This window comes from Coleofasciculus sp. B1-GNL1-01, assembly GCF_040220235.1.
Classification (GTDB): domain Bacteria; phylum Cyanobacteriota; class Cyanobacteriia; order Cyanobacteriales; family Coleofasciculaceae; genus Coleofasciculus.
Genome location: NZ_JAVJTO010000063.1, coordinates 101,206 through 125,588, shown reverse-complemented (window position 1 = coordinate 125,588; position 24,383 = coordinate 101,206). Strand labels below are relative to the sequence as shown.

The 24,383-nt window shown below is 47.8% G+C and carries 17 protein-coding genes; 13 read left to right on the top strand and 4 right to left on the bottom strand.

The window, feature by feature from the left end:
- Positions 1-93 precede the first annotated feature (93 nt).
- Both RID53_RS15930 and RID53_RS15925 read left to right on the top strand, forming a co-directional pair.
- Positions 94-1,725, top strand: coding sequence for a glutaredoxin domain-containing protein (locus tag RID53_RS15930; RefSeq protein ID WP_446389032.1), 1,632 nt, complete (start codon positions 94-96; stop codon positions 1,723-1,725).
- Between the two features lie 410 nt (positions 1,726-2,135).
- On the top strand, positions 2,136-2,309 hold the full coding sequence (locus RID53_RS15925; RefSeq protein ID WP_446389031.1) for a hypothetical protein: 174 nt from the start codon (positions 2,136-2,138) through the stop codon (positions 2,307-2,309).
- Between the two features lie 85 nt (positions 2,310-2,394).
- On the opposite strand, the gene RID53_RS15920 is transcribed toward RID53_RS15925, so the two are convergent.
- Entirely contained in the window at positions 2,395-3,321 is a 927-nt protein-coding gene (locus tag RID53_RS15920) for a DMT family transporter (protein ID WP_446389030.1), read from the bottom strand.
- A 414-nt stretch (positions 3,322-3,735) separates the two neighbouring features.
- Here RID53_RS15920 and RID53_RS15915 point away from each other — a divergent pair, with 414 nt between their 5' ends.
- Positions 3,736-7,485, top strand: a complete 3,750-nt coding sequence (locus tag RID53_RS15915) for an nSTAND1 domain-containing NTPase (RefSeq protein WP_446389029.1) — start codon at positions 3,736-3,738, stop codon at positions 7,483-7,485.
- 238 nt (positions 7,486-7,723) lie between these two features.
- On the opposite strand, the gene RID53_RS15910 is transcribed toward RID53_RS15915, so the two are convergent.
- The gene (locus tag RID53_RS15910; RefSeq protein ID WP_446389028.1) at positions 7,724-8,932 is read right to left on the bottom strand and encodes an LL-diaminopimelate aminotransferase; all 1,209 of its coding nucleotides are present in this window, start codon (positions 8,930-8,932) and stop codon (positions 7,724-7,726) included.
- Positions 8,933-9,107: 175 nt separating this feature from the next.
- On the opposite strand from RID53_RS15910, the gene RID53_RS15905 reads away from it, so the two are divergent.
- Together RID53_RS15905 and RID53_RS15900 are read left to right on the top strand one after the other, a co-directional pair.
- The gene (locus RID53_RS15905; RefSeq protein ID WP_446389027.1) at positions 9,108-9,257 is read left to right on the top strand and encodes a hypothetical protein; all 150 of its coding nucleotides are present in this window, start codon (positions 9,108-9,110) and stop codon (positions 9,255-9,257) included.
- Positions 9,250-9,375 carry a hypothetical protein gene (locus RID53_RS15900; RefSeq protein WP_446389026.1) on the top strand — a complete coding sequence of 42 codons (126 nt, stop codon included), beginning with the start codon at positions 9,250-9,252 and terminating at the stop codon, positions 9,373-9,375. The genes RID53_RS15905 and RID53_RS15900 overlap by 8 nt, the downstream gene beginning before the upstream one ends.
- Here RID53_RS15900 and RID53_RS15895 read toward each other — a convergent pair.
- A complete protein-coding gene (locus RID53_RS15895; RefSeq protein WP_446389025.1) occupies positions 9,372-10,367 on the bottom strand; it encodes a PRC-barrel domain-containing protein in 996 nt (331 codons plus the stop codon). The two genes, RID53_RS15900 and RID53_RS15895, sit on opposite strands and share 4 nt — an antisense overlap.
- A gap of 81 nt (positions 10,368-10,448) precedes the next feature.
- Entirely contained in the window at positions 10,449-14,300 is a 3,852-nt protein-coding gene (gene smc, locus RID53_RS15890) for a chromosome segregation protein SMC (RefSeq protein ID WP_446389024.1), read from the bottom strand.
- A 555-nt stretch (positions 14,301-14,855) separates the two neighbouring features.
- On the opposite strand from smc, the gene RID53_RS15885 reads away from it, so the two are divergent.
- The 8 genes from RID53_RS15885 (at position 14,856) to gatB (ending at position 24,234) form a co-directional block, all read left to right on the top strand.
- Positions 14,856-16,028: a HetZ-related protein 2 gene (locus tag RID53_RS15885; RefSeq protein ID WP_446389023.1), complete on the top strand. Its 1,173-nt coding sequence runs from the start codon at positions 14,856-14,858 to the stop codon at positions 16,026-16,028.
- 166 nt (positions 16,029-16,194) lie between these two features.
- Positions 16,195-17,763, top strand: coding sequence for a hypothetical protein (locus RID53_RS15880; protein ID WP_446389022.1), 1,569 nt, complete (start codon positions 16,195-16,197; stop codon positions 17,761-17,763).
- 202 nt (positions 17,764-17,965) lie between these two features.
- Positions 17,966-18,589 (top strand): (2Fe-2S) ferredoxin domain-containing protein, encoded by a 624-nt coding sequence (locus RID53_RS15875; protein ID WP_446389021.1) that lies wholly within the window; start codon positions 17,966-17,968, stop codon positions 18,587-18,589.
- Positions 18,590-18,684: 95 nt separating this feature from the next.
- Positions 18,685-19,737 (top strand): S-layer homology domain-containing protein, encoded by a 1,053-nt coding sequence (locus RID53_RS15870; RefSeq protein WP_446389020.1) that lies wholly within the window; start codon positions 18,685-18,687, stop codon positions 19,735-19,737.
- 277 nt (positions 19,738-20,014) lie between these two features.
- Positions 20,015-20,875 carry a tryptophan 2,3-dioxygenase family protein gene (locus RID53_RS15865; RefSeq protein ID WP_446389019.1) on the top strand — a complete coding sequence of 287 codons (861 nt, stop codon included), beginning with the start codon at positions 20,015-20,017 and terminating at the stop codon, positions 20,873-20,875.
- Between the two features lie 259 nt (positions 20,876-21,134).
- Positions 21,135-21,473 carry a hydrogenase maturation nickel metallochaperone HypA/HybF gene (locus tag RID53_RS15860; RefSeq protein WP_446389018.1) on the top strand — a complete coding sequence of 113 codons (339 nt, stop codon included), beginning with the start codon at positions 21,135-21,137 and terminating at the stop codon, positions 21,471-21,473.
- Positions 21,464-22,402: a hydrogenase nickel incorporation protein HypB gene (hypB, locus tag RID53_RS15855; RefSeq protein ID WP_446389017.1), complete on the top strand. Its 939-nt coding sequence runs from the start codon at positions 21,464-21,466 to the stop codon at positions 22,400-22,402. Before RID53_RS15860 ends, hypB begins: the two co-directional genes overlap by 10 nt.
- Before the next feature lie 347 nt (positions 22,403-22,749).
- Positions 22,750-24,234 (top strand): Asp-tRNA(Asn)/Glu-tRNA(Gln) amidotransferase subunit GatB, encoded by a 1,485-nt coding sequence (gene gatB / locus RID53_RS15850; protein ID WP_446389016.1) that lies wholly within the window; start codon positions 22,750-22,752, stop codon positions 24,232-24,234.
- The last annotated feature ends 149 nt before the right edge of the window (positions 24,235-24,383 follow it).

Sequence of the window (24,383 nt, the reverse complement as noted above, 5' to 3'; positions counted from 1 at the left end):
CACCATGCTGGCAGCACGCCCTCCCCCATGCGCCGCTGCTCCGATCTGCTCTGAAAAAAAGACTACCACAATTCAAATTACTGGAGAATTATCATGAGCAATGCTCAAATTACCCTATTCACTAAGCCAAATTGCAACTATTGCGCCAGGGCAAAAGCCGTCCTGAAACAAAGGGGCATTCATGACTATCAAGAGTACGACATTAAAGCCAACTCACGCCATGCGGATGCCGCCGTTTACTTCAGTGGTAGCGCCACCGTGCCGCAAATTTTTATTGGTGACTACCATATTAACGGTGCAGAGGACTTAGAGCGTTTACAGGCTAGCGGACAACTAGACGATCTGCTCAATGCCGCAGGTTCCACCCTGCCCTTGGACTCAATTTCCGATGAAACCCTGCACCAAGGGGCAGAAGATTGGGTGCTGCGTGACGTCATTCCTCAAAGTGATGGTTTTCGGAGCGATGATCCAGAAACGTGGCCAATTCTGCACTTTTATAAGCAATTCTTTGGCTTTTGGCCCAATACGTTTGCTTATCTATACCATTGGACTCAAGCTTACAAGCTGTTTGTCTATTGCCATAATTTTTCGGCTGTAGGCTACGGCAAACAGGGACTCGGACCGATTAATATGTTCTCGGTTGGTTATGCAACATCCAATGCCCACGGTTGCTCTTACTGCCAAGTTCATAGTGCGGCAACAGGCGGTGAAAATTCGCTCAAAATTGTACAGCAATTTAAGCAAGCCCGGGATGGAGAAAAGACTGAAAATAATCCCTTTGGATCATTAGAATTAGCGATCGCGGATCTGGCAGCCGAGGCGACGCGCAACCAAGTCACGGATTCTCAGATCAGCCAGCTCCAAACCCTAGCAGGCGATCCGAAAACCACCCAGACTTATATAGAAGGTGTAGAAATGATGGTATCCGCCTTCGGGTTTCTCAATGTTTTCAATGATCTCACAGGGCTAGAGCTAGAAGGGCAATGGGCAGAGCAGGCTAGCACTCAAAGCGGTATTGAGGCAGGGCGACACACCGCTCAGTTGGCAAACCCTTCTAATCTGGATTATCAGCTACCCAGCGGAGGACCCTCAATCGAGCAGATGCTCGCTAAATACGATGGGGAAATTGAGGATTTGACCGCCTATACTGAGCGTGAATTTGGGGTGTTTCCCAATTGGATGCAACGTTGGCCCCAACCCCTACGAAAACGCCATGCCTATTTGTATGGGGAGTTAATGGGCGATCGCGATCATACGCTCCTGAGTGCAGAACTCAAGCACCTCATGGCAAGGGTATCTGCTATTGCCAAAGATCATGCTTATCTAGCCGCCATTGAAGGCTTTATGGCTCACCATCAGACAACAAACAAAGCCCAATCAGTGGAGCGAATTCGCCATTGTTTTGCCGTAGCCACAGGGCAGGAAACTCGCCCAGACTTATTTGATCAGCGGGAGCAAGCAGCGTTGCAACTCGCCTGGATTTCAGCACAGACGCCACTAACAACGCCTCGGCGGTTTGTGCAATCGGCAGTAGAGCTTTATTCAGCCGAGGAATTAGTTCATCTGATTGTCGTTTGCGCGGTTGCCTCAATGGTGCAGCGTTTTGTGGCGGTGGCGCAACCCGATCTGGAGACAGAGGTGACTCAGTTTATCCAGGAGCATGAGCTTGCCTCTGACACGCTAATTCTGCGCTATCCGTTGCTGAACTCAAAGGTGGCGATGTAGGTAGGGTTTACTGAATAACGTTTTGTGGTGAGGGGGTGAGGGGGTGATGGGGTGATGGGGAGATAGGGAAGATGGGGAAGCTGGGGAAGATGGGAGACAAAATTTCTATAGCCCATTACCCTATTGCCTATTGCCTATTCCCTGTTCCCTGTTCCCTGTTCCCTAATCTCAACCGTTCACTTTAATTGTGTCCACCTACTTAGAGACTAAGCAAAATATCTACACAAGCGCCCAGAGAAACGGTCAATCCAGTTATGGCAAGTGGGAAAAGAGTTGAATTAATAGAGGGGCGGTGCAAAGCAAAGCCACATCAATGACGGTAATGGTTGCGGTGCGAATCCAAGAGGTGTTCATAATGCCCCTTCCTTTAAACCACGATAGGTTTGAGATGAACTATTGCATCCTAAGCGATGACGCCCGTAATGATCCAGAGATTTCCGTCACAGGATAATTGTGATATTGAACATCAAATCGTGCGATCGCGTCCGGTTAAAGTTTTCTCTGAAAACCAGTCCTGGCGTAGGATGAAGCAGTTGATGAGCCTGATTTATCACCCAGAAGTTACCGTAATGAAACTTAATTAAGCCAAGGGCGACCCAAGCCAATTATCCGGACTGGCGTTGTGAATGAATGCAAGCGGGTTGCCCCTACAGGAAGACCAACGGTGTTTCAAGGTAATCGACGCCCTAATGCGATCGCAATTGAACCTGACACGACTAACATTGCTCCCAATAACCCTAAACCTGTCCACTGTTCTGGTGCAACCCATCTAGGGATAAAGCGTGAAGCAATCCAAACTGAACTTAATGTCACCAACGGCGTCAGCGCCAAGACCGCACTCACCCGCGAGGCTTGCCAATGTTCCAAGGCTTCTGCAAACGCCCCATACGCAATCAGGGTATTTAACCCACAAAAGAGGAGTAAACTCAGGTGTAACGGACTCAAACTGAGAAGGGATTGCGGTGTGGTTAGCGGCGTGAATAATACAGCACAGCCGCCATAAATCACCAGCATTATCGTCGTCGAGGGTAATTTATGCAAAAGCTGTTTCTGTGCCAAAGCGTAAATCGCCCAAGTTACAGCAGCTAAGACAATAATCATATTACCCAATAGATAGGTCGAGCGTGAGGTGAGGACGACTTGAAATCGATCATGGAAAAATAGAGTAAATCCTAACACCAGAATACCCACACCAATCCATTGACGCAGAGTATAGCGTTCTTTAAACACAACTAAAGCACCCAAACCTAAAAACATGGGGGCTAACTGAATCAGCACTTGGGCATTTGTGGGAGACGTTTGCCCTAACCCTTGCAAAAATAGCAGGTAATTACCTCCTAAAAAAAGAGTCGCGATCGCTAATAGTCCCAGAGACGCTGACCGCAGTTGCTGTAATGACGGAAACTCTTGTCTTGTTGCTAAAAAAAGCGCCAGCAATCCAAAAGCCATAAGAAAACGAAACCAGGTGATTGTATAAACATCCAACACCTGAAGAGTTATGGTTAGCGCTAGGGGGAGAATCCCCCACATCAATACAGTAATTAAAGATAGCACTAATCCCAAGCGCCAGCGACCCGAAGTTTGATGGAGTGACATGAATAACGTAAAAAAAGTAAAATAACTCAGCACCTCATACAGAACAGCAACTCTTGTTTACCTATCTTTACATAGTTGAGTGTTTTCAGCCCGACCTACTTAGAGCTTGCTGCACAAAGCCAAAATCCTTAGATATCAATACTTTGAGCTTTATTTACAGAGGGTTTTCTTCAAGGAAATGGGGTAGCATCCTTCATAAGTATGGCATCACCTTGCTCAGGGAAAATGTACCATAGCTCCTCTAGCTCCCCTAGCTTCCCCAGCTTCCCCCGCTCCCCCGCTCCCCCTCACCACAACACTTATTCAGCAGCCCCTAAGTAACTCCCCTAATTGTCCTGACTAGGAGCAAAATCTCTGAATCAGTTAAATACGCCCGGAAAACGGGATGCTGCTGACAGGGATTGACGACTCCTTATGAATCGACAGGCTTTGATCGTTGGGATTAATACTTACGATACTCAGCACCTGAAAAACTTGACATCACCAGCAAAAGATGCTGAGGCGATCGCGCAACTCCTGATTGATCGTGGTAATGTCCAAGTCAGGCGGATTCCGGCTTTTAACACTCCTGTTGATTCAACCACCCCGATTCGAGTTACCCTGACTCAACTTGAAGCCGCACTCGTCCAACTCTTGTTACCAGAAGGAAACACAATTCCCGATACGGTTCTGCTGTATTTCTCTGGCTATGGACTCTGCAAACACCAAGATAGACCAACCAGTTTTTTAGCCACCAGCGATATTAACCCTAATCGCGGTAACTGGGGATTATCTCTGTCATGGCTGCGTGATTTGTTGCAACAAAGTCCAGTTCGAGAGCAAATTATTTGGTTAGATTGCTATTGTAACGATGAAGGAGTTGACCTCACCCAAGCTGATCCGGGATATCGGGGTCAGGGATACAGTCGTTGTTTTATCGCCACCTGTCAGTCACAAAGGGATGGGGAGAGGGGAAAATGGGGAGACAAGGATAACCTGCAAACACGACAACTGAATCCGACTGAATCGGATAAATATAGTCAGTTGGCGTCCATTCTATTATTAGGACTCGATTCCAGAAACCATCTCCCTGGCTGGGTGACGAACTATACCCTGACCGATTTGATTCATCAATTGTCCCCACCCCTAATTTTTGCTAACGCCGGAAATCCGATTTTGTTAATCCGTAACCGTGAAACTAATCCAGAATCATTACCCGCTTTACCCCCCAGCGCACCTGAACGATTTTGTCCTTATAAAGGTTTAGCCTATTTTGACTACAAAAATGAAGACCCCCAGTATTTTTATGGGCGAGAGACGTTAACAGATGAACTCCTCGAACATATCCGCACCAACAATTTTTTGGCGGTAATTGGAACCTGTGGTAGTGGCAAATCTTCGCTAATTCGCGCCGGACTTTTGCATCAACTTCAACGGGGTCAACGCTTATCAGGAACTCAGGAATGGCTAACTTTAATTTTTCAACCCGGTGAACATCCTCTCCAGAATTTAGCCCGATCCTTTATCAATCCCCATAACCCAGAACGCGACTATCAGTTTGCCCAAACCATGAAACTGCTCCAAATGGGGGCGGTAGGATTAGGAATTGTGGTGCGGACAATGGCTGAAGAGCAGCGGTTAGTGCTGGTAGTCGATCAATTTGAACAGGTGTTTACTTGTTGTCAGGATGAAACCGAACGACAACAGTTTTTTGATTGTTTGTTGGGTGGACTAGAACGTACCAATAATCAACTTTGTCTGGTTATCGGGATGCGAACGGATTTTTTAAGTCATTGTGCAAATTATCCAGAATTGGTACAAAAGATTCAGGCGCTGATGGTGACAGTAACGCCAATGACCAGGGAAGGATTGAAAACCGCTATTATTAAACCCGCCCAGCAAGTGGGTGTAGAGATTGAGTCAGATTTAGTTACTCAACTACTCTTAGATGTAGAGGATGCTGCCAGTTTGCCGTTACTCCAGTTTATGTTAACTCAACTGTGGCAACGACGTCCAGTGGATCGGTTAATGGTAGCCGAATATTATCGTTGGGGTAAGCTGCAAGGAGCGATCGAAAAACACGCCAACCGCGTTTATCAATCGTTGTCGGCTAATGAGAAACAAATTGCCAAAGGCATTTTTTTTGCGTTAATCCAATTAAATGAAAACGGTCAAGTTACGGCGCGACAAGTAGACCCGTCTGAGTTGATCCTGAGTTTTCAAGTAAAATCTAGAAACCGATTCAAATCTGTAGAGACGTGCCATGGCACGTCTCCTACTAGGTCTGGGAACACAGAATCAGGGAAACAAGAGGAAAAGGTTAGCACAGCGGGACACAGTTCAGTCGTTAACTCAAAACCATCCCCTCGAAAGTCGCGAAGGGGCAACACTCAACCCTCAGTTAGGGTTGGTTTTGCACCGACGTTACTATCAATAGCGAAACGAAAGTTACTAAACCCGTTCCTACACAATCAAAACTATGCCCTCGAAGGTCGTGAAGGGTCAACACTCAACACTTCTTCACCAACAAATGCGGTAAACAATTTCATTGGCGATCGCCATTCCACGAAAGCGGTAACAGCCGTAATGCAAAAATTAATCGATGCTGGCTTAATCGTTACTCACTCCGGAAAATGGAACCAAACCTTGGTAACGATTGCTCACGAAGCCCTAATTCAGCATTGGTCAAAACTCCAGCAATGGGTCGAAGAAAAACGCCACGGGATGAGACTCCAGCGCCAAATTGAAGCGGCGGCGATTGAGTGGCAAACTCAAGGAAAACCGAACCGAATTTTATCGGACTTAACCCTAACTGAGGCAGAGTATTATCGAGATCATCTCCATTTATCTACATTAGGACAAGACCTAATTCAGCAGAGTCTCCAGCACAAACGAAGGCGACGGGGATTGGCTGGGGGAGGATTAATTTTCGCGATCGCGCTATTGAGTCTGACCACAGGGATGGGAATGAGCCGATGGTATAAAACGGCACAGATGGCTCAACGGGAACACTTGTATAAAAATGCCGCTACTGTCCAAAATTTGCTCCCGGTGGAACCAATTAAGGGATTATTACTAGCAATTGAAACAACGGGTCAAAGTTATGCTAAATTTCAGCACGTCGATCAGCGGATTGCGTCTAGTCTTTGGCAGGCAATTGAGGTAGCTAGAGAACGCGATCGCTTAGACCACGAATCAGCGGTTAATGCGGTCGCTTTTCATCCTGATAATCAAATCTTGGTCAGTGGAACGGAGGATGGTTTAGTTCATCTGTGGACGCGACAGGATAATTTAATTCGTCAATCCTTACCCGGACATAAAGATGAGGTGACAGGAGTCGCTTTTAGTCCCCAGGGACAGGTGATTGCTAGTAGTAGCCAGGATGGTAAAATTCGCTTGTGGACGGTTCCAGGTCAACCTCTGGGTCAGCCGTTTTTTGGACAAGATTGGATCACCTCAATAGCTTGGAGTCCAGACGGTCAATTTCTGGTTAGTGGCGGTAAAGATGGAACCGTTCAGGTGTGGAATCGCCAAGGTAATCCCATCAGTCAACCGTTCATGGGACATCAGGGAGTCGTTTTTACAGTGGCGTTTAGTCCGGATGGAGAAACCATTGCTAGTGGTAGTGGGGATGGTACAATTCGCGTATGGAATCGTCAGGGTCAACCCTTGGGTCAACCGTTTCGGGGACATGAGGGTGTGGTTTTTGACCTGGCGTTTAGTCCCAATGGTGAGAGGATTGTCAGTGGGGGACGAGATGGGACAGTACGCTTATGGAATCGTCAAGGTGAGTTGATCGGTGAACCTTGGCGAGGACATCAGGGAGTCGTTTTTGCGGTGGCGTTTAGTCCGGATGGGAAAACGATCGCCAGTGGTAGTGGGAATGGTACAATTCGCTTATGGAATTCTCAGGGTCAGTTACGGGGTAAACCGTTACGGGGACATCAAGGTGCGGTGCGATCGTTGGCGTTTAGTCCGGATGGTGAGAGACTTGCCAGTGGTAGCCAGGATAAAACAGTACGCTTGTGGGATGTGCGGATTTTACCAGAACCGCAAGATTGGCAAACTGGGCTGCGGGTGGCGTGCGATCGCCTCGAAAATCATCCCGTTTTTGAACGTCCGCATCCGGGAACTACCCTATCTCGTGATATTTGTCAAGCTAAAGGCTCAAGAACTCGCCGTTAAGCAGAGAGTAGCTCCACCGTTACTTATGGCTGGCTGCAAAAATCCGAAACCCATATCAAGCAATGCTTTGAGCCATATTGACAGTGGATAAAGTGCAAGGAAATGGGGTAGCATCCTTCATAAGTATGGCATCACCTGGCTCAGGGCAAATGTACCCTTGCTCCCCCAGCTCCCCCAGCTTCCCCAGCTCCCCCAGCTCCCCCAGCTCCCCCTCACCACAACACTTATTCAGCAAACCCTACTTATGCTTATGCGATCGCAAAAATCCCGCTATTCGCTGCACGGCTGTTTCTAACACCTCAGGTTCATGCACCAAAGCAAAGCGGACATATCCTTCCCCAGCTTTGCCAAACCCTGCCCCTGGTGATGCCGCCACTCCGGTTTCCTCAACTAACTGGGTGCAAAATTGAATCGAATTGTGATCCCAAGGTTGGGGTAATTTTGCCCAGACATACATCGTCGCTTGGGGAAGTGACACCTGCCAACCGATACGATTTAACGCCTGCACAAACGCATCCCGCCGTTTCTGAAACGTAGTCACCATCGCTTGCACACCATCTTGATTTCCCTGTAGTGCCGCGATCGCACCATTTAAAATTCCGCGATACTGGTTAAAATCCACCACCGCCTTGATTTGGCGCAGTGCCTTAATCAGTTGAGCATTTCCAATCGCATACCCAATGCGAAAGCCGCCCATATTATAGGATTTAGAAAAGGTAAAAAATTCAATCGAGATGTCTTTATCGGGATCAGCTTGTAAAACTGAGGGCGCTAGGGCTTTAAGATTGGCGGGTGCTGTACCATCTGGGGAAAATACCAAATCAGCATAGGGGAAATCGTGAACCAGAACCACGTCATGCTGACGACAAAAAGCCACCGCTTTCTGGAAAAACGATAACGGTGCGATCGCGCTGGTGGGATTATGAGGATAGTTCAGCACCATCATCCTAGCTTGGGCAAGCACAGAGGCAGGAATCTCTTCAAAAACAGGTAAAAACTGATTTTCTGCCAACAGCGGCATGGCATAGATTTGACCCCCTGCCAAATACACCCCACCGACATGAGACGGATACCCTGGATCAAGCAACAAGGCAAAATCACCAGGGTTGAGAATCGCTAAGGGTAAATGTGCCGTTCCCTCTTGAGAACCAATCAGAGGCAGAACCTCCGTTTCTGGGTCAACCGGAACACCAAATCGTTGAGTATACACCTTAGCTACAGCCTGACGAAACCCTTGCGTCCCATGAAACAGCAAGTAACCATGAGTGCTAGGGTCATGCAGCGAGGTTTCAATCGCAGCAACGACGTGATCAGATGCTGATAAATCAGAGGAACCTAATGACAGGTCAATAATATCTTGACCCAAGGCTTTAGCTTTTGCCTTCGCCTGATCCATATCAGCAAACACATTGGCTTGCAGGGGTTGTAAACGTTGAGCAAACTGCATGATTTAGTTAGTTGACTTCGGGAAGCCGAGGTGTAGGGGCGGGTTTGACAGCATTGGTGTCAACTTAAGCTTAAAACGAAAGTAATACCTTGACTCTACCCCACCCTAACCCTCCCCTTATCAAGGGGAGGGAACCGGGAGGAAACAGGGGGTAAGGAGGGAACGAAGAACTCAAATGGCTTTAATTTCCCCCCTTAGCCAGCTATGCATTACTCACATCGAGTCTGAAAATGCTGTAGCAGCCATCGCCAGCATCAATGGGACTTCAGCAACTTGGCTTAACCGATGTAACTTGTTCCCAGGAGAGTTTTTAGCGGTTGGTTAAAGGCGGTGCGATCGCCACAAATCTAGTTGAGCTATGGCACTCTCCCCCAGACAAGTTTTGGGTAGTTCGACTGAGTGTTCACGCCGAAGTCCGAACCGATGAATTGCCGATAAGCTAATAACCCGCCTCTTCCTCATATTCTGGGGTTTTCGTCTTTTCGGGAATATTAAGGGGCGGCGCTTGATAGGGTTCAGGCTCTACTTTATCCTCCCAAGCATCCCCTTCTACCTCATAATCCGCGTACTCATCTTTGTGCGGCGGCTCATAAGGTTCAGGTTCTGCATAAAGGGGTTCTTCATACCGACGCGCTGATTGCGAGGAATCTTCCCATTCATCCCCCCAATTATCCTCTTCCAGTTGGGCTTCGGCATAAATTGGCTCTGCCCGTTGTTGGCGTATCGGCTCCGGTTCTGGTTCTTGCCAATCCTCATCCCACCGTTCCTCGACGGGTGTCGCCGTCTGGATGGGTTGAGAAATGGGAGTGCGAACGGGTATTCCTGTCCCCAATTGATTTTCTGGTCGGGTGGTGGGGGCGTAGTAGCCTTCCTCTTCTTCCCGTTCCCAAGGCGGATTACCAATCCCCATCCGCTCTAGAATACCCACGGTTAGCTGAATCAGCCGTTCTTGAGCACCTTCAAAGACAATGAGGCGGTCTGGACCACTGCTGACAATTTCCTCAATCGGTAATTCATAAGTACTAATCACCTGATCCGGGATTTGGGGTAATCCCAAGGAGGCAATAATCAAAGACGCCACCTTGCCATCTTCTACGCTAAACTTGAACCCTCGAACCCGACCTAAGAGTTCCCCGGTTTCGGTAATCACTTCGCTATTGATCAGCGTACTGTAGGCATCAACGTCAACATCCTCAACCACATCCTCATCCTCAACCAGGATGACATCACCCACTTGTTGAATGCTACTGAGGAGCATATACTGTGGCATTCCAGCCAGCGAGAGCAGGTTGTCTCGTAACCCTAATGCCACAACTTCGCGCCGATCAATATCTACGAGCAGCTCCTTGACGACTCCGAGGCGCTTACCGTTATTGCGAGTAATCACCTGAGTATTTAAAAAATCGGAGCGCTGACGAATTAGTTCAGTTGTCATTATGTCTTGCAATCCTGAATCTCGACTCCTGCTGGAATAGTTATCAATAGTATCAAGGCTAATAATCACATATAATCTACATCAGTCCCGTTTGGCAGACCCTAATTTCAATCCTAGGACTTGAGTATACGCTCCTCTCGCTTGGGTAACACCAATGGTGCGCTCGGCAGATTCAATCATAGGTCGGCGCAAACTAACAACGATAAATTGGGCAAGTTTAGCCTGTTGTTTGATCATTCTAGCTAATCGCTCGACATTTGCCCCATCGAGAAACATGTCAACTTCGTCAAAGGCATAGAATGGTGACGGTCGATACCGTTGTAGGGCGAAAATAAAACTCAGGGCGGTGAGAGATTTTTCGCCGCCGGACATTGATGCCAATCGTTGGACTGGCTTGCCCTTGGGGTGAGCCACCAAGTTCAGTCCGCCGTTAAAGGGATCATCGGCGTCATCCAGTTGCAGATGCCCGTCGCCCTCAGAGAGTTCGGCAAAAATGGCTTGGAAGTTTTGATTAATCGCGTCAAAGGATTCTTTGAATGCTCTCAATCGTAGGGTGGTAAAGTTTTCAATTCGCAGCAATAGCTCCGTTCGCTCTGCTTCTAGGGTTGCCAGTTTTTCTGACAGTTCCTGTAGGCGGGCTTGGGTGTGATCGTATTCTTCCAAGGCTAACATATTCACGGGTTCCATTGCCTCAAGTCGTTTTTGACCATTGCGGATATCCCGTTGCAGCTTCTCCAATTGAACGGTGATTTGGGCAATTGTGTAGGGGCGGGTTTCACCACTATCGTTTTCTTGGCTCCCAGATGGAACTAAACCCGCCTCGCTATCCTGTTGATTAACTCCCTCATCTTCCAGAGGTTCCGCCGGAGTCAGACGTTCCACCGGAACGTCTCTACTATCTTCCTTATCTTCCTTATCTTCCTTATCTCCTGTCTTTACCATCAGGGGAACCTCTGGCAACGGCTCAGGTAATTCAGCCTGTTGAATGTCCAGTTGAGTTTTTAGGGTAGCCAGTTTTTCCTGCCTTGTCACCTGGGTTTCCTGGAGTTTTTGCCGTTGCCAAGACAGCTTTTGCTGGTTTAGGTGCTGGTTTCGCAGGATAGCCTCGACGCGATCGCGTTCTTGTTTGGCTTCCCCTAACCGTTCCTCTAGCTGGGTTAATCGGGCTTGGGTTTGTCCAATTTGAATATCTATTGCCTGAAGCTGACGATTAATCTCGGTTTGCTGGTCTTGGATCGATTGCTGTTGGGTTTGATATTCGGCAATCCGTTGATAACTTGTCGCCAGCTTCTCATTCGTTCGCTGCTGCTGATTCTCTAAGGCTTGCAGTTGTCTTTCCGCCTCTCGCAATGCCTGTTCGCGATCGCCTAATACGGCTTCCTGGGTTTTAATTTGACTCTGAATCTGTTGCCATTCCTGGGGGGTTTGCTCGGCTTCCAGTTGCGCCAGTTGTTCACGTAAGGCTTGAAGTTGGTGTTCTTGGGCGGGAAGATCCTGATTTAATTGCTGCAACCGTTCCGCCGCCGTCTGGACTTCCTGGGTATTTTTAGCTAGGAGCGATCGCACTTGAGTTTGTTGTTCCGTTAGCCCTTGGATGTCTTTGCGGGATTGCTCTAGGCGTAATTGGGTTTGGGAGCGGGTTTCCCTGGCATCTGTGAGGGTTTGCGTCAATTGTTTAGCCGTCACTGATTCCCGTTCCAGCCATTCGTCACAGCGCTTTAACATGGCTTCAATATCTTGGAGACGAGATCTCAACGCCATCATCTCTGCTGATTCACTGGTATCACTGATCCCAAAATGTAATCCAGACCGATAACTACTACTTCCTCCGGTCATCGCCCCACTACTTTCTAAAAGTTCCCCGTCCAATGTGACAATTCGGCATTGACCTAAATAGGGACGCGCCGTACTCAGGGTTTCAAACACTACGGTTGAGCCAAACACATAGGCAAAAATGGTTTGGTATCGAGGCTCACAATCGATTAAATGTACGGCGTAGTCAATAAACCCTTGAGCATGGCGCAGTGCCACAATCGGGGAAAATCGAGGCGGCTTAATTTTATTTAAGGGTAAAAATGTCGCTCTCCCTGCACGTTTTTGTTTGAGCAGTTCGATCCCCACCGCCGCTACTGCATCATCTTCGACCACGACATGCCCCAAACGCCCACCTGCGGCGGTTTCCAGGGCAAGTTGGTAGTGGGGTTCGACGCGACCGAGTTGGGCGACTAAACCATGAACGCCGGGGATATCCGCCTGAAGAACAATTTTAGTCGCATAAGTGCCTTGGGCTTCTTGCTGTGCCTGTGCTTGGGCTTCTAACTTATCCAGTTGACGCTGTTTATCCCGTTGTTCGGACAGGAGGCGGGTTTGGGTTTGCCGTTGGGTTTGTAACTCTTGTTCCGTAGCGGCTAAGGTTTGGGCAAGGGTTTGAATCTGTTGCGAGACGGCGTTTAATTGCCCCTCTAATTCTGCCGCTTGGGTCTGTTTGCTGGCAAGTTCGGGGGCGATGCGTTCTAAAAGCTGGGTTTGTTCGTCAATTTGGCGGCTAAGTTGGTTATGCCGTTCTTGGAGTTGGGCTTGTTCAGTGCGCTGGGGATTCAGGGTTTGCAGCCGAGTTTCAATTTGGCGGGTGAGGGTGTTTTGGTGCTGCACCCAAGCCTCTGAAGCTGAGGCGATCGCATCCGCTTGTTCTCGGCTGGCGTTCAGGGCGGTTTGAGCCGCATCCCGTTCTTGGCGGCGTGAGGCGATAATTTGGGTGTCGAGATGGTGGCGTTCAGCCTGAAGCTGTTGCAGGCGTTGTTCCTGTTGCTGAATCTCGTTTTGGGTGTTTTGTTGGTTCGCCTCGGTATCCGCTAGGTTTTGGATCAGTTCCTGTTGGCGGCGTTGTAACTGGCGGCGTTCGGCGTCTTGGCTGGCTAGGGTGGCGGATACGGCGACTTGTTCTTCTTCACCCAAGGCTTTGACACGGGCGTTGAGGGTTTCGAGTTGTTTTGTCCCTTGACGAATATCTGATTCTATGGTATGCAATTGCTGGGTTAATTGGCGTTCATCCTGTTCTCCTTTCTCCATCAGAGAGGTAAGATGCGCCACCTGTTGTTGAAGCGATCGCCATTTGAGGACGAGTTCCCATTGTTGTTTTTCCTGGAGTTCCGCCCGCAGCTTTTTGTATTTCTCTGCTTTAATCCGATCCGCCGCCAAGCGATCGCGTTGCGTGATCAGTTCTTTTTCAATAATCCGACAGCGATCTTCCCGTTCTTTCACCTCATTCAGGGTATCTTTCGTCTGGGTAATTTTGCGGTCAAAGGCGGCGACTCCGGCTAATTCATCAATAATCTCCCGCCGTTCTCGCGAGTTCATGGAGATGATGCTGGTAACATCCCCTTGTAACACCACATTATAGCCTTCGGGATAGACTCGCAGGCGGTTGAGCTGTTCGTGCAGTTGAGTCAGCGTGCAGGATTCACCGTTAATATAGTAGGTCGAGGTGTAGGTGTTTTGCTTAGTCACCCGCAGCCGCCTTGTCACAGTCCATTCTGTTGATTGGGGAGTTGAGGGTTGGGAGTTGGGATTGTCTTCCTCTGATTCCTCTGTTTCCTCTGCCTCGGCTTCCTCATCTGCATCTGATTCCGAGTTTTCCGGTATCTCTTCTACCACTAGAATATCGGGTGCGTCAGATAGGTCAAATGTCACCGTAACCCTAGCTTCAACCGTACTCCGTCGTTCTTTATTATGATTAACCAGATCAGGTAGACGTTCAGCCCGCATTCCCTTGGAACTGGATAGCCCTAGACAAAAGAGGAGAGCATCGAGGATATTGGATTTTCCTGACCCATTAGGTCCGGAAACCACAGTAAATCCGGGCAACATCGGAATTTGAGTCGTGCCGCCGAAGGATTTAAAATTAGTGAGTTCCAGGCGCTTAACATGCACCATAGGTGTAGGTCAGTTCAGGTTCGTTGTGTGGTACGAGTGTATCAAAATAATAATGTTGATCAGGTTAACAGATATTATCCTGTTCCAGAGATCGCGATAGGATGAAACAAGATCAACCCCATGAGGGTGGAATGAACAGGGTGATTGTGTCCACAGGGCTTTAAAGCTGTTGTTTTTCTGGTCATTGTTGTAGGGGTTGTGCCATCTGCTGCTTCCTTCGGTTTGATTGAGTGGCGCGTGAGGGTCACTGATCGATAAATGCTAGCCTGATCTGGAGAGTTTTAACCTATACCTGATCGATACCAACGGTTGCCCCGCATTGAGTTCACAAAATGCAATCGTTAAGCCGGGAGAACACATTTTTAGGGGCTTGTGATCCAAAACACGTTCAAGGTAGATCCGAGTCTCATCGAGGGCGTACTCTGGGTCAAAATACTGATGTGACTGTCTTGTAAGCAACACAGGAGGGCGATCACTTCTATTTCAGGATAGAAATGATGAAATTAGAACAGCAGAGTCTATCAAAACAGTCAGTGCAACGAAAGGGGAGTTGTTATGCAAACATTAAAACAGGGGTTAGAGGAGTGCCATCTGATGGAAAGGTTGGCAGATCAACTCGAACAAGAGTGGCAACAGCGTTTAGCCAATGACTATCCAGGCTATTGCCCAGCGATCAGAACCAGCATTGTCCACTGGTTACTGGGAGAAAACAGGGAACGGTTAAACCACTTACTACCCGACAAACTCAAGATTGTCTGCCAAGCGATGGACTATCGCTATCGGATTTTACGCCAGCGCTATTTGGGGGTTACTCCAGAGCAAGCCTATCGCAATTTGACCAGTCGGTTAGCGAGTTTAATGACGTTACGGAATAAAATCCGGACGTGGGTGTCTCTGAGTCGCGATCGCCAACGCGCTGTGGTGGATGTCTTACAAGAAGTGATTCAGGAATTATTAAACAGCGATCGCTATATCCAAGGGCAGATTGGTTGGATTGCTCAATGTAGTGAAGATATTCATTTACGTGACGCCCTCTTACTCACCACCCTTGAAGAATATTGTATGCGTCCGATCCGCAATCAGCCGTTGGTTGTCTATCGATTTGTCAATTTTCTCAAGCGATCGGGACGCGGTGGAATGACGCATCTACCTGGCGGGGAAAATGTGCGATTTGTCTCTGAGTCGATTACCTCCGATGATACTGATGCTCCGGTGAGTTTATTAGATAATCAAGCGATCGCGGATTATCAAGAGACTCAAGTCTGGCAAGAGCAACAAGCGCTGCGTCTATCAGTACGCCAAGAATTTGAAACCTACCTCGACCAAAACGTTGGTGCCCAAGCCGCCCAATGGTTACGGCTGTATCTGCAAGGGAAATCTCAAGAGGAGATCGCTAAGACGTTAGGCTTGCCGATCCAAAAGGTTTATCGCTTGCGAGAAAAAATCAGTTACCATGCCATTCGCGTCTTTTCCCTGAAAGTTAAGCCGGAATTAGTTGCCAGTTGGCTAGAGGTATCCTTAAAAGAGCATAACTTAGGGTTAACCCCCATACAGTGGCAAGATTATTGGCAAAGTCTCACCGACCAACAGCGCCAGCTACTCCAACAATTGAGAACTGGTAAAACGCTAGATGTCATTGCCAAGGATCTAAATTGGAAGTATAACCAGGCACTGGGCGAATGGAGTAAGCTCTACTTAGCCGCTCAAGACATCCGTAGCTCTTCCTAGAACATTGATCGTTTGCCAATTCCGTGTCTTCCCTAACCAAAGTTGTTAAAAATTGAAGTAGGGTTAACAGCTAACCTTTTTGCCAATCCCAAACCGGAAAGTCTATATCTTATGACTCCTGGGGCATCTGAACCGATTGATACTCAGGCTGGAGAAATTAATTATTATGTTACCCTCACCACAGGACCCAGAACGAGCGGACACTCCTGTTCAGTCTAAATCATCCTCTCAAGCGTCAGAACTCTCTGGCGTGGATACTGAGCAAATGTTTCGGCTGATTGATAGTATTCTGCCTTTTGAAGCCTGTCTATTTCATCAATTCTTGCCCCTGTCTCTGGAAGGCAAGTACCTTAAGCTGGGTATAGTGGATACCCACGACTCCACGGCTCTTGATTATGTCCGTCGCATTCTGGCGTTTATGAACTGTTCCCTCAAAGTCGAACAGATTAGCGCCAACACTCATACAGCGATGTTGTCTGCTTATTTAAATCAAGGTCATCGTGAAACAGCACCGAAAAGGCAACGCTCTGAGCGCCAACAGTCCATTCCTCGGTCGGAACAAGCAACGCTAATTATTGATGATGCCAGTTTAGCTGAAGATGAGGCGAATCCGCCTGAGCCACCAACCCCTTCTCCTCAAGCGGCGGCACAGAAACACAACTTTACCCCAGGAGGGTCTCAACCGCAACCAAGTGATGCTGACCATTTAACGGAGGATGAAACAACTGAACCCCAGCCATCAACCTCTAATGCAGCGACAACTGATAATCCTCCACCGACAGCCTCTCAATTTCCAACCAGCCATGAGGTGAGCCACACTGAAAATGAGGCGGTGCAGCCTGAGGAATCAGAAGCGGCGGCGAAAACCAATAATAATTCTCCTGCTAGCGAATCTCAACCAACACTGATTATCGATGATATCCGTCAACTCCAGGACGAATTAAACCAATCCTCTGATGTGCCTAACCCAGAGGATAGCCAGCCATCGGCGGCAACGCCTCAACCGATGCCACAATCGTCTAATCATTCCCCAGCCCAACCACCGCATCCTTCTGGCAAAACGGTATCGGCTCAGACGGCGCTGACGCCAGTTTTCCAAAGGTCACTCCCGACTAAGGCTCTTCTACCTTTGGATGTAAACCCTCTCTATTTATCTCGTCCGATCGCATTTTTGGCAACCTTAGCCCCCCATCAAATTGTAGAAGAGTTGTTAGGGCGTCTGTTGCAGGGGGGAATTGGTCGGCTGTATTTTCAGCGACAATCTGAGCGGGGTCGCGTTGTTTTGCGCCAGGATAGCTCTTCCCAGTCTGTCTTGGATAAATTAAGCGTATCTGTTTTTGAAGATATCATTATTGAGCTTAAGCGCTTAGTTGACCTGCCGTTGCAGCCCATTACCCAGCCCAAACAGATCGAAAGTGAGCGACTTTACCAGCAAGAATCCCTCCTATTGTGTTTGCGGCTAGTACCCGGTATTCATGGGGAAGAGGCAACGCTACAACTCTTGCGAGGAGCGCCTTTAAACTTCTATCAACAACAAAAGGTGGAACGATTGGGTCAGGATGCGATTAAACTCGCTGGACAACTCCAACACAAGCTCAATGAAATCCGCGATCGCTCTTATCGCTATTCCCTTCCTCCGGTGGAAACCCTACCAACCCTGAACCAACTCTTACACCATCTCGACAGACAACTCGAAACCCTGATGCACAATCCCATGGATCAGCAGGAAAATTGACGTGTTGAGTCTGTAGGGGCGGATTTCGGGACTTTTGTTTTGCGATTGATAGTAAGCTCCTCCTGCTCCCTCTGCTTCCCCTGCTCCCTCTGCTCCCTCTGCTCCCCCAATTTGTAACGGCGTATGAAGAACTCTTACGAAAAATAGATGACATGTTTTATCAATTAGCGCTACGGTTAGGGGGAGACATTGGAGTACTTTCATGGGTAAATCAGATAAAAAGAAACAAGTCAGCCCCTTCAAGCTAGAGGGACAGTTTGTCAAATTTCTGGGTAAAGCTGGCAAAAAACCCAAGCTGCTGTGGATCAATACAGAAGCAGGTGAACGGTATATCAAGCTGGCTAAACCCTTACGGGAATCTCTACCTGAAATCCTCAAACCCGGAGATCCGATAGAAGTCTGTGGCAAACAGAAGTACAAACCCAAACGTGGGGAATTGAAACTCAAAGCCGAGCGGGTGACATTGAAAACCCCGTCAGCATCCCAGCAATATGAGAAACTTTTGCAACCGTCTCCCAAGAAAACCAAAGCCAGCGTCATGATGTGTAAAAAGTCATCCTGTCGCAAGCGCGGTGCGGCAAAAGTCCATCAAGCCATGAATGACACCTTGCGCGATCGCAATCTTGATGACCAAGTAGCGATTAAAGACACAGGCTGTATGAAGCAGTGTAAAAAAGGTCCCTGCATGGTAGTGATGCCAGACAAAGCCCGGTACAATAAGGTGGCTCCCGAAGACGTACCGACGCTAGTGGATAAGCACTTTGGCAGTAAACTAAAGCCAGAGGCATGTTTATCCCAACGCTCTACCGTCAATTGTGGAGGCTAACACTGGGGATTGGGGGGTCAAACATTGAAAAAACTGACCAAAATTCTCCGATTTCCCTTGCCGATTAGTGTTGTCGCGAATAAGCCAGGTGCATAATGAGAAATCTACCGCCACCCGATTCGGATTCCTCTCGACTAGGTTTGGAGGAATGGATTGGTATAATTATCGCCATTGCCACTATCGGTGGGATTTTGATTGGAGTTTTGGGTCAACGGCAAAAGGGATTTAACCTGAAGCAGTGGGTTGGCTCACTCACCTCTGAACCAACAACGGAAGCACCAGAAGAGGCAAAAGTGACTTCTCCGATAGCTGAGGAGATTCCCACTCGCGAAAGCGTCAGCAGCGCTCCTTTGGCAACAGATTCCCCTTCACCCTCTCCAGCCGAAGCTACTGTACCCGAATCCCCAGAGGAAGAGGAGGCGTTTCCGGAAATAGCGAGAGCCGTTCCTCTTGCTCCGATTGTCTCAGCTTCCAGAACAGAAACAGAAGCAGAAACACCCACGGAAACCCCGGAAGCAACACCAACACCAACCCCAACGGAAACGCCTGATGTAGCCGTGAAGTTTGCCGATGTTCCAGATGACTATTGGGCAAGTCCTTATATTACCGCTCTAGTGCAGCGAGATATTATGAGCGGCTTTCCAGAAGATAATACGTTTAAACCGAATAGTTCGATCACTCGGGCAGAATTTGCGGCGTTGCTAAGAAGCGCTTTTGAGCAACAACCCACCTTAGAGACACCCAACTTTAAGGATGTATCCTCAGACTTTTGGGCATGGTCGGCGATTCAGGAAACCAGCAAAACCAATTTTTTGCGTGGCTATCCTAATAATACCTTTCAACCCAAGCAACCGATTCCTAAAGTACAAGTTTTAGTGGCACTAGCGAGTGGCTTGGGGTTAGAAGCAAATCAATCTCCTCAGGAGGTGTTACAAACCTATCAGGATTCAAATCAGATTCCAGAGTATGCGCGTGAAAAAGTCAGTGCGGCGACAGAAGCGGGTATTGTGGTGAATTATCCGAATACTGAGTCTCTAAATCCGACTCAAGATGCAACTCGCGCTGAGGTAGCGGCGATGGTTTATCAGGCGTTAGTTGAAGCTGGGAAAGCAGATGCCGTAACCTCTGAGTATGTGGTTAATCCTTGATAGAGAATGGCAGATAGGAAAATGAAAAAAGACTGATTTCTTGACACCCAGCTTATTATTTGTCTGGAAAGGCATTTATGTTAGGATTTTGTTTGGAAAGACTAATTGTTAGGACTTACGCAAAAGCTCTATATGTAGGGTGTGTTAGCGAAGCGTAACGCACCTTAATCAGTACTATCAGAGCCTGTTTTTCAGAGTGACAATTGTCCTAAGGGCAAGGCAGTGCCGTGTCCTTACAGGTGTTCTAGCTCTAGCGCGATCGCACTCTATCTCGACTATGCCTGAATCTGATCATACTCAACCCTTACCTCCCCTTGATCCCAGTTTAGATGTTACTCAAAATCACTATTGGACGTATCATAATCTAGAGGCGCTACTCAGTTGCAAGCATCCGCTCACCGCGTCCCAAGACGAAGACTTATTTATTGCCGTTCATCAAATTTGTGAACTCGCGTTCCATCAAATGATTCTGGATATGGAGCGAGTTTTAGCGGCATTAGCGCAAGCCATTACTGATAATACTGATCCGATTATCGGAGATACTAGCGAAGCCTGTTACTTTTTCCCCCGAATTCTGCGCCTTTATGACGTTGTATTGACAACCATGCCCATTCTCAAGACAATGCGGGCATTTGCCGAGTTTCGGACAACTATTGGTCCAACCAGTGGGTTTCAGTCGTTCCAGTTTCGCCATTTAGAAATTATGAGCGGGGTGCGAAACTATTGGCAAGGAGGAACTAAAGACACCCAGGGCAATCCTCACATTGCAGAAACCGAGTTTGACCGCCGCTATGGGAGTGATATCGCCCAATGGTTTGAGCGCTATCATAATCATAATCTCGCCTATTATTACGACACCCTACTACAACGAAGTCCTGGAAACACGACAGCGGAACAGATTTCCTATCTCTTTAATCACCCTCATGCCAATCCAATTTTAAAGAATATGCGAACTTACGATAATTTACAAATCCGCTTTCATCAATTCCATCTATCACTGGCGGTACAACAACTTAAACTTGTGGGTGTAGAGGTCGGAACTGGGGGAACATCATTCCGGGATTATTTGGCAAAATACCATAAACAGCAAGCGCCACTATTTCCTGGATTAACTCAATTTGAACCGGAAACACTGTAAATAGGGTTTGTTGAATAAGGGTTGTAGTGAGGATAGGAAACAGGGAACAGGGAACAGGAAATGGTTGTAGAAAGCCTTTATTACCCCCCTTTTGACGAGGCGATTGAAATCGCTGCTACACAAACAAAGTCCGCCTGCGCGGACTGGCTTATAACGGGGGTAGCTAACCCAGATTTGGTATGACAAATGACATACGCTCTTACCTAAAAACGAGATAAAATTAAATCGGATATCCTCTGTAATGTAACGGAATAGACCATTGCACGAACTGGGAATCACACAAAATATCGTTGATATCGTTGCCGAACACGCTAAAGGGGCAAAAGTGCGACGAGTCTGCCTAGAAATTGGTCAGTTAGCGGCGATAATGCCCGATGCGGTACTATTTTGTTTTGATGTTTGCAGCAAAGACACTCCCTTAGAAGGGGCAACCCTGGATATTATTGAAATTCCGGGTATTGGTCGCTGTCGTCACTGTGATGCCCAAATTCCCCTCGATCAACCTTTTGGTCTCTGTGAATGCGGTAGTGTAGAACTGGATATAATATCGGGTCAAGAACTGAAAATTAAGGAAATGGAGGTCGAACCATGTGTGTAACCTGCGGCTGTTCTGATGGCGCTGACATGACTTTTACCAACCCGGAAACGGGGGAGGTTGTTGCCATGGCTAACTCCAATCATGACCAGAGTCATACCCATACTCTACCCGATGGGACTGCGATCGCGCACTCCTCCTCATCTAGCCACTCCCATACTCACACCTTACCCGATGGTCGAGTCATCACCCACACTCACACTCACGACTCGTCGGAAAATCACCATGATCAAGCCTCTCAAGTTCACGCCCAGGTTCACGGTACAAAAATCTCTCTGGAAGAGAATATCCTGGCAAAAAATAACCTAATTGCTGCCCAAAATCGGGGATGGTTTAGAGGGCGTAATATTTTGGCGCTAAATCTCGTGAGTTCTCCGGGGGCGGGTAAAACAACGTTATTGACTCGCACGATTCAGGATTTACAGGCACAATTACCGATTAATGTAATTGAAGGGGATCAAGCGACGGCGAATGATGCCCAGAAAATTCAAGCAACCGGGTGTAAGGTTGTCCAAATTAATACTGGAACCGGGTGTCATCTAGAAGCAGCGATGGTGGAACGGGGTTGTACTCAACTGAATCCTCCCCTCAATTCTGTGGTGATGATTGAGAATGTGGGAAATCTGGTTTGTCCCGCTTTATTTGATTTGGGGGAACAGGCAAAGGTGGCGATTTTATCGGTAACTGAGGGCGATGATAAGCCGATTAAATATCCTCATATCTTCCGTGCTAGCCAAGTGATGATTCTGACGAAAATTGACCTGTTGCCTTATGTAGACTTTGATGTGGAACGCTGTATTGAGTATGCACGAACCGTGAATCCTCAGATGCAGGTATTTCAGGTTTCGGCAAAAACAGGCGTTGGGCTAGAGAGTTGGTATGAATGGTTAACCTCTCAGTTTCAACCCGTGCAACCTATGGAGTCAATGTAATTGAACAAGGAGGCGGGTGGGCAATGCCCACCCAAGCCATCTGCCACCGTTAACTTTAATTGTCCCCACCTACTTACAAGCCGAATCTAATTCATCAAATAAGGTGTGTCAGTCCACTACACAAAATGGAAAACCTGCCCGGAGTTCAAACTCTTCTTGATTTAGGTCAACTTTATTAACAATGGTCTAAAACTTTTATTCAGTCAGCTAAAGCTGACTTTCGCTTTTAGTCTTGGGTTTGAACCCGAGGCGGTTGGTGAGATTGGCACGCTTCGTGCCTACTACGAACGACCAACCCCCACGCTAAAATAGACCAAAACTCTTACAACGACAGCAACGAAACACCTATGACCACCGCAGCACCTGCAAAAACGAAGTACGAAGCCATAATCGGTCTAGAAACCCACTGTCAACTCAACACCGCCACCAAAATATTCTCCTACTCCTCCACAGAATTTGGTACTCCCCCCAACACCAACATTGACCCGATATGCATGGGACTCCCCGGCGTGCTACCGGTTCTCAACCAAAAAGTCCTGGAATCCGCCGTCAAAGCCGGATTAGCCCTCAACTGCCAAATCGCCCCCTATAGTAAATTTGACCGCAAACAGTACTTTTATCCCGACCTCCCCAAAAATTATCAAATCTCTCAATATGACCTCCCCATCGCCGAACATGGCTGGTTAGAAATCGAACTCATCGATGACGATGGAAACCCCATCGATAAAAAAATCGGCATCACCCGCCTGCACATGGAAGAAGACGCTGGAAAGCTCGTCCATGCGGGAAGTGATAGACTTTCCGGTTCCACCTACTCCCTCGTCGATTTCAACCGTGCAGGTGTCCCCCTCCTGGAAATTGTCTCAGAACCCGACTTGCGTTCTGGCAAAGAAGCCGCAGAATATGCCCAAGAATTGCGCCGGATTATGCGTTACCTGGGTATCAGCGATGGCAATATGCAGGAAGGTTCCTTGCGCTGTGATGTGAATATCTCCGTGCGTCCTGTCGGTCAAAAAGAGTTTGGTGTGAAAGTTGAGATCAAAAACATGAACTCCTTTAGCGCCATTCAAAAAGCCATTGACTACGAAATCGAACGACAAATTGAAGCTATTGAAACTGGGGAACCGATTGTCCAAGAAACCCGCCTCTGGGAAGAAGGAAGTCAACGCACGATTAGTATGCGCGTCAAAGAAGGGTCTAGCGATTACCGCTACTTCCCCGAACCCGACTTACCCCCAATTGAAGTTTCTAAAGAACAATTAGAACAATGGCGCAGTGAGCTTCCCGAACTTCCCGCCCAGAAACGGCATCATTATGAAGAGAAATTCGGGCTTTCGGCTTATGATACCCGTGTCTTAACTGAAGATAAACTGGTGGCGGAATACTTTGAAGCTGCCGTATCTGCAAATGCCAATCCCAAACAAGTGGCAAACTGGGTAATGGGAGATATTGCTGCTTATCTGAATACTGAGAAACTCGCGATTACAGAAATTGCGCTGAAACCGTTAGTGTTGGCAGAACTAATTCAGTTGATTGAAGATGATACGATTAGCGGCAAAATCGCTAAAGAAATCCTCCCGGAACTGCTATCGAAAGGCGGTTCAGCCAAGGAAATAGCTGAAAGTCGCGGACTGATTCAAATCTCGGATGTCAGCCAACTCGAAGCCATCATTGATGAAGTGATTGCTGCGAATCCCAAGAAATTGGAACAGTATCGCAATGGTAAAACCAAGCTGCAAGGTTTTTTTGTCGGACAGGTGATGAAGGAAACCAATGGACGGGCAAATCCAAAATTAACGAATCAGCTTTTAGGTAAAAAGTTGAAGGGGTAAATTTTGGGTCAGGGCGGGTTTTGTTGCTAGGTTATTGGTGAGTATCTACATTGATAGGCTAAACCCGCCCCTACAGCAATTTCTGTTACACACAGTCTAGAATCTATCGTCGGGGCGATTCATGAATCGTCTCTACTGGTATTACCCAG

Excerpts from the sequence above, each read along its gene's own strand:
- RID53_RS15930 (WP_446389032.1), top strand. The coding sequence starts at position 94 with ATGAGCAATGCTCAAATTACCCTATTCACTAAGCCAAATTGCAACTAT.
- RID53_RS15925 (WP_446389031.1), top strand. The coding sequence starts at position 2,136 with ATGACGCCCGTAATGATCCAGAGATTTCCGTCACAGGATAATTGTGAT.
- RID53_RS15920 (WP_446389030.1), bottom strand. The coding sequence starts at position 3,321 with ATGTCACTCCATCAAACTTCGGGTCGCTGGCGCTTGGGATTAGTGCTA.
- RID53_RS15915 (WP_446389029.1), top strand. The coding sequence starts at position 3,736 with ATGAATCGACAGGCTTTGATCGTTGGGATTAATACTTACGATACTCAG.
- RID53_RS15910 (WP_446389028.1), bottom strand. The coding sequence starts at position 8,932 with ATGCAGTTTGCTCAACGTTTACAACCCCTGCAAGCCAATGTGTTTGCT.
- RID53_RS15905 (WP_446389027.1), top strand. The coding sequence starts at position 9,108 with ATGGCTTTAATTTCCCCCCTTAGCCAGCTATGCATTACTCACATCGAG.
- RID53_RS15895 (WP_446389025.1), bottom strand. The coding sequence starts at position 10,367 with ATGACAACTGAACTAATTCGTCAGCGCTCCGATTTTTTAAATACTCAG.
- smc (WP_446389024.1), bottom strand. The coding sequence starts at position 14,300 with ATGGTGCATGTTAAGCGCCTGGAACTCACTAATTTTAAATCCTTCGGC.
- RID53_RS15885 (WP_446389023.1), top strand. The coding sequence starts at position 14,856 with ATGCAAACATTAAAACAGGGGTTAGAGGAGTGCCATCTGATGGAAAGG.
- RID53_RS15880 (WP_446389022.1), top strand. The coding sequence starts at position 16,195 with ATGTTACCCTCACCACAGGACCCAGAACGAGCGGACACTCCTGTTCAG.
- RID53_RS15875 (WP_446389021.1), top strand. The coding sequence starts at position 17,966 with ATGGGTAAATCAGATAAAAAGAAACAAGTCAGCCCCTTCAAGCTAGAG.
- RID53_RS15870 (WP_446389020.1), top strand. The coding sequence starts at position 18,685 with ATGAGAAATCTACCGCCACCCGATTCGGATTCCTCTCGACTAGGTTTG.
- RID53_RS15865 (WP_446389019.1), top strand. The coding sequence starts at position 20,015 with ATGCCTGAATCTGATCATACTCAACCCTTACCTCCCCTTGATCCCAGT.
- hypB (WP_446389017.1), top strand. The coding sequence starts at position 21,464 with ATGTGTGTAACCTGCGGCTGTTCTGATGGCGCTGACATGACTTTTACC.
- gatB (WP_446389016.1), top strand. The coding sequence starts at position 22,750 with ATGACCACCGCAGCACCTGCAAAAACGAAGTACGAAGCCATAATCGGT.